Consider the following 5,441-nt stretch of genomic DNA (forward strand, 5'->3'; position numbering starts at 1 on the left):
ACCACGCAGAAGCGCCACCACAGCCTCAGCAGCAGCACGTCGGCAGGCAGAACAAAGCACCCCAGAGCACCACACTCAAGAGAAAAACGACCTCTGAGTGCCTGTTCCTGAACCGGCTTGGTGGGTAGCCTCTGGCTCCACGCCGACGTGGTGTCCGAGGACGCCGGGCGGGCCGAAGAGCGGGTGTGCGGGGGCTGTGGTGAACGGCTGAGGCCGGGAGCGCGGCCCGACGCGGTGTTCTGTGTCGCGGTGTGTCGGGCCAGGCAGTGGAGGCGGTCGCGCCGAGAGGAAGCGGATGGCGGCCGAACTGGACGGCGAAGGACTGGCCAAGTGGTCGGTCTGCGGGGCGACTTGGGTGGCGGTGCGTCCACGAATACGCCTGCTTATCAGAACTGCCCAGTTCACGGACCGACGGGGCCGCTCGCAGGCGACTTGCTAAAAGTAGTGGTCAACAATCTCGGCGCCCAGGAGTGTCCGGGCGTGTCGCGCTGCCGGCTCCTGCCGGGGCGCCGTGCTGGGTGTCGTGGGACAGGGGTGGACGGCGCTGACTGCGGTGCGGCGGCGGGCAGGGATCAGTCGAAGTTGAGGCGGCGTCCCCATTCGCTGCTCCACCCACCGCGCCAGACCGCCAGTCCCGCGTAGGTGAAAATACAGCCGACGCCAATGCCCCATTCGTCGCCTTCGTAGCGGATGGCGGCATCCGTGAGGGCAGTACGGAGTCCGTCGAGGGGGATCACGGTGAAGGCATCGCTGTGCTCGTCGGGGCAGTGCTGGACCTCGATCCAGCCTTTGCGGACGAAGGGCAGCAGCGCGGCGAGTTGCCGGTCCACCCAGGCAAGGCGCTCGGCGCTGTCCAGGTCGTCCGGCGGATCCTCCCAGATGCCGAACGCCCCCGTGAGCATGCCGCTCGACTCGGCCGCGCAGACCAGGACTTCGCGTTCCTCAACGCTCAGCTCGTCCCAGGTGGGAAGCGCGCTGGTGTCTGCAGTCGGATGTGCGCCGTCGAACCAGTGCTCGCGCACGGGCGGCGGGGCGGCGAGGCTGAAGCGGCGGCTGGGGCGGGCGGTCCACAGCCAGTTGGTCGGATCGGTGAGGACCTCGTGGAGTTCGGGACCTGTCACCAGGACAGGGGCGACGGCGCGGTGGCTCTCTCCCTCGTGGACGGTCAGCAGCCCGCGTTCGGCGAGATCGAGGGCCACGCCAGCGAGCTGCGGGACCAGGGCGCGTTGCTCGTCCTCGGTGAGGCTGCGCAGGGGCGGAGCCTGTGCAGCACCGGCCCAGCGCAGTGCCACGCCGTAGTTCTGGACCATCCCGGCCAGGGAGTACCCCGAGATGGCACGACGCATAAGTGTCTGTTCGGCGATCGTCAGAGAATCCCAGGAGTGCATGACGCGCATGCTCCCACTGCGAGCGACCTGAGCCATAGCTGATTATCCGGCCGGGTCGGCCATCAGCCCAGGTAAGGGGCCCTGCTCCCGCTAGTCGTCACCCAGCGCGAGCAGTCTTCGCGAACTGCTCGCTGTTGGTTCCGGCAACGACGACATCGATGCCTGTCGGGTGACGGGCGTCCACCCGCGGCCGTTGCCCATGCCCTCCATGTTCGTAACCCAACTGGTGCCAGGACCAAGCAGCTTCGCCCCCCCCGGGTGGCCGCCCACTTCGCGTGATCACGGTCCCGGAGCAGGCTTCGCGAGTAGACGAGATCGAAGGTCGACAGGTCGGTCATCAACTCGATGGCTCCGGCCGCGCCGACGGGCTCAAGCGCTGCCTCGATCTCACGGGCAGACGCGGGGCCGGCCGCGCCCGCGACGGCCTGATGCGCCCAGGAGTCCTGCGCGATCATGGCGAGGTCGAAGACCTGGTCCGCGACGGTGGTATCGGATACCGCTCCGCACCTGGAGGGATGGGCGACAGGAGACGTTCGATCTCGTAGTCGGCGCGGACGGCGCCTGGTCCCGGATCCGCCCGGCAGTCTCGTCGGTGACGCCGCACTACACCGGCGTCACCTCGGTCGAGACCTCCCTGGACGACGTCGACACCCGCCACCCTGACCTCGCCCGGTTGATCGGCGACGGTTCCGTGGCTGTGTACGGCGTGAACCGAGCTCTCGTCGCCCAGCGCAACAGCGGCGGCCAGGTCAAGGTGTACGCCCAGTTCCGCGCGCCGCTGGACTGGCACGCGAACCTGGACCTGGCCGACGTCGAGGCCGTGCGATCGAGCCTGCTGGCTCTGTTCGACGGCTGGGCCGCTCCCGTCCTCGACCTCCTTCGCCACGGCACCGCTTTCGTCCACCGCCCCCTCTACGTCCTGCCCGTGTCCCACACCTGGACCCCCGTCTCCGGGGTGACGCTACTGGGCGACGCCGCCCACCTGATGCCCCCGTTGGGGGCGGGCGCGAATCTCGCGATGCTGGAAGGCGCCGAACTCGCCGAGTCCATCGCCACCGGCCCTGGAGATCTGGACGAGGCCGTCCGCGCCTTCGAGGAACGGATGTGGGCACGGGCCGGCAGGTGGGCGAAGATCACGACGGCCGGTCTGGAACGCCTTGTGAGCCCGGACCCCGCCGAAGCCCTCGCCCTCTTCGACCAAGTCCAGGCCTCCTGACTGCCAAGCGCGAGAGCACCAGCACCAACAGCTCGCCACGGCTGCACGGGACAGTGCGGCACCGCCGCGGTCCCTTCCGGCAAACCACCGTTGGACGAACGCATGAACGCCTGCACCGAACACAGCCCTCAGCCCACTACCGCCAAAATCCGGTCCGACCCTCCCCGCGGGCCTGCCGGCGCATGAAATGTGCTTGCGCTGCCATGCCTCGAGCCGTCAGTCGTTGGCACGATGCCAGTGGTCATGCTCCCACTGCGTGCCCGCGATCGAGAGGGACCACCACGGCTGATCTTCTCGCGAGTTGATCGCGGAGTGCGGCGTTCTCGGCGACCGGGACCGCGATGACGGTTGCGGCGGCGTCAACTTCGTCCTGCTCCACGATCTTGTCGGTAGGCACGCTGGCCAGCCGCTCGGGTAGGACGTATTCCATCGACAGAACTCCGACTCGACTCGTCAAGTCGTCTGCACTCATGAGCGTTTCGGTCTCACCGAGGAGAACTGCCGCCATGCGTTCCGCGTCCCACAGGTCCGTCGCCATATGCGCGGCGACCTGGTCGGGAGGGGGGGCGAAGGCGGTCCGGCGGCCGACTTCAGCAGCCAGTGCACGCTTTCACGCCCAGGCGGGAGAAGGATCCATGCCAAGCCGCTCACGACCGGACCGGCGCCTCACGGGGTTACGGACAGCCAGCACTGCCAGACCGGAATCCCGCAAGGCGCTCACGCAGAGGAGCCGCCGTCTCGCCGGGATACAAGCCGGCAAGAGGCCGCTCACCGAAGCGGCCGGCCTGGCACAAACGATGCACCTGCGCCACAGTCCCGGGAGGAGAAGGCTCAGGATTGACCCCGCCAGTCGCCTGCAGATCCTGATCGCGGTGGATGCCGAAGCCGCGGCGCAGCTCATCACCGTGAGCATTCACCAGAGCCAGCAGATGCTCTGATGCAGCTTCGACAGCCTCCGCAGGGCCAAAGTTCTCCACGAACCCGGATGACTGACCGCCTTCGAGAGGGAAGTGCGCTGTGGGCAGATGCTTCAGCCGGACCGTGCGCAACCCACAGCTGTGCGTCAGAAGTGCTCCGTTGGGCCAAGTGCCGCCGTAGCCGCTCACCGCTCCATCACTAGTTCACCGGCTCGTGGACACCTGCTCTCTACTCTTCAAACGCACTGATCGATGCCCCACGGCCAGCGAACGCAGTCACGGAGCGCTGAGCCCATTATCTTCACTTGTCAGTGTCGGGCTGTGCCTCTTCCTTGGGCGCTGCTGTCGGCTGCGGCGAGGAGGAAGTGGTGTAGAAGACAGAACTGCCCTGCTTGTTCCGCTGCACCAGGCTCCTGGCAACGAGGTTTTCGAGGGTGGTGCGCACGACGTTGGACGAGATGTTGCGGTCGGGGTGCGCATCGCTGAGTGCCTTGGCCACTTCTGCCGCGGAACGGGGTTCGTTCTGCTCGGTGAGGTGACGGTGGATGAGATCGACCAGGGTCGGATGGGTCCCCTTTCGCGCGACCGACTTCCTGGCCACGGCCTTCGCACTGGGCTGCTCCTTGCCCTTGGGTGACTTCACCGCGGCCGTCTTTGCCGGTCGCCGAGCACCGGACGCGGCAGTGGCCTTGTTCCTGGGCGAAGGCACCACGGCGCTGTCGACGTTGGAAGGTGCAGTGATCGGAGTGGGGACACCGAGCGCCTGCTGCATGCTCACCAGTACTCCATGGTCGTGCTGGAGTGCAGTCAACTGCTCCTGCAGTGCGCCGAGTTCCGCAGCAACGCGCTCCTGCTCCTTGACGTTGTTCTCGAGGTCACTGGCCACCTGACTGATGTACTGCGAGGTCAACGCGGTTGCTGACGCCGTGCCTTCAGACATGATTGTCTCCTTGGTCGGCGGCCGGGACGTGACTCTGGCGAGCTGTTGAAGCGGGCCAGGGATGGCGTTACGGCCGCAATGTGCCCTGGTGCAGTGATAGTACGGGTGAAGCGCCCCGTTTCGACGTCACGAGTAACCCCCTGCCGGTTCCGGTCCCAGGCCTATGGTGCGGGTTCTGCGACCGAATGGCATGGCCTCCGGTGATCAGCGGCGCAGGCCGCGCCGCGGAGCACACTGGTTGTCCAAGCTCGCCCTCACCGGCAAGGCCCGACGGCGGAACCGCGCCGCCTGCGATTGCGACTCTTCTTCACCGCCGCTCAGATCGTCACCCTCTCCCGCCGAACCGCTCGCTTCCACTGTGGCAGTTCCTCGCCCTTGCGACGCCGGTGAGGCATCACGAGGCCGGTGCCCGGGTGGCCGCCGTCGGCGATCGTCGTGGTGTTGCCGACGGCGGCATTGGCCCCGGACTCCTCCCAGGCTTCGCAGTCATTGCGGTTGCCGGGAAGCGATCGGCCGACCACGACGACGAGCCGGATGCGGGCGTCGATGACGACCTGGTGGTTCGTGGAGTAGCGGAGTTCTTCGACTGCTCGGCGAGGGTGTGGTCGCGGGTGGGCACCAGGTGCCGTCCACGATGAGCACGGCGCTCTTGGCGAACCGCTTGCATGCTGAAGCGCGAGCATGGGACCGAGATGGTCGATCACACAATCCGCCGTGGACTTGGAAACCCCGAACAGCGGAGCGAGCTGGCGCGCTCATCAAGTCGGCGCGCCAGTACGCCGCGACCAGCAGCGCCCGGTCCTCCCGGCACAGGCCCCACGGTCGCCCCTTGCGGATTGCGTCCGCACCCTCGCGCCGCAGCACGGTTACCAGCTTCCCAAAGGCACGCAGGCTCAGCCCGGTGAACGGGGCTATTTAGACCGACCGGCAGTAGGCGTGCTGGGCATGCCCAGCACGCCTACTGCCGGTCGGTCTTAGCC

At 67.4% G+C, this 5,441-nt stretch carries 4 protein-coding genes and 2 pseudogenes; 2 read left to right on the forward strand and 4 right to left on the reverse strand.

The window, feature by feature from the left end; translation table 11 throughout:
* Positions 1-572: 572 nt before the first annotated feature.
* Positions 573-1,388 carry a hypothetical protein gene (locus tag ACFVVO_RS39255; protein WP_390061672.1) on the reverse strand — a complete coding sequence of 272 codons (816 nt, stop codon included), beginning with the start codon at positions 1,386-1,388 and terminating at the stop codon, positions 573-575.
* A 511-nt stretch (positions 1,389-1,899) separates the two neighbouring features.
* On the opposite strand from ACFVVO_RS39255, the pseudogene ACFVVO_RS39260 reads away from it, so the two are divergent.
* A pseudogene (locus tag ACFVVO_RS39260) lies at positions 1,900-2,604 on the forward strand (FAD-dependent oxidoreductase); the annotation flags it as partial.
* Positions 2,605-2,845: 241 nt separating this feature from the next.
* Here the strand turns inward: ACFVVO_RS39260 and ACFVVO_RS39265 are convergent.
* Positions 2,846-3,205 carry a DUF6236 family protein gene (locus ACFVVO_RS39265; RefSeq protein ID WP_390061675.1) on the reverse strand — a complete coding sequence of 120 codons (360 nt, stop codon included), beginning with the start codon at positions 3,203-3,205 and terminating at the stop codon, positions 2,846-2,848.
* A 34-nt stretch (positions 3,206-3,239) separates the two neighbouring features.
* Between ACFVVO_RS39265 and ACFVVO_RS39270 the strand changes: the two genes are divergently transcribed.
* On the forward strand, positions 3,240-3,542 hold the full coding sequence (locus ACFVVO_RS39270) for a hypothetical protein (RefSeq protein ID WP_390061673.1): 303 nt from the start codon (positions 3,240-3,242) through the stop codon (positions 3,540-3,542).
* Positions 3,543-3,822: 280 nt separating this feature from the next.
* On the opposite strand, the gene ACFVVO_RS39275 is transcribed toward ACFVVO_RS39270, so the two are convergent.
* On the reverse strand, positions 3,823-4,461 hold the full coding sequence (locus ACFVVO_RS39275; RefSeq protein WP_390061674.1) for a hypothetical protein: 639 nt from the start codon (positions 4,459-4,461) through the stop codon (positions 3,823-3,825).
* A gap of 350 nt (positions 4,462-4,811) precedes the next feature.
* Positions 4,812-5,376: pseudogene (locus tag ACFVVO_RS39280) on the reverse strand (transposase family protein); the annotation flags it as partial.
* Positions 5,377-5,441 lie beyond the last annotated feature (65 nt).

This window comes from Streptomyces sp. NPDC058145, assembly GCF_042884245.1.
GTDB lineage: Bacteria > Actinomycetota > Actinomycetes > Streptomycetales > Streptomycetaceae > Streptomyces.

Bases quoted from the DNA above. Each gene is read 5' to 3' on its own strand.
- ACFVVO_RS39255 (WP_390061672.1), bottom strand. From the start codon at position 1,388: ATGCACTCCTGGGATTCTCTGACGATCGCCGAACAGACACTTATGCGT.
- ACFVVO_RS39270 (WP_390061673.1), top strand. From the start codon at position 3,240: ATGCCAAGCCGCTCACGACCGGACCGGCGCCTCACGGGGTTACGGACA.
- ACFVVO_RS39275 (WP_390061674.1), bottom strand. From the start codon at position 4,461: ATGTCTGAAGGCACGGCGTCAGCAACCGCGTTGACCTCGCAGTACATC.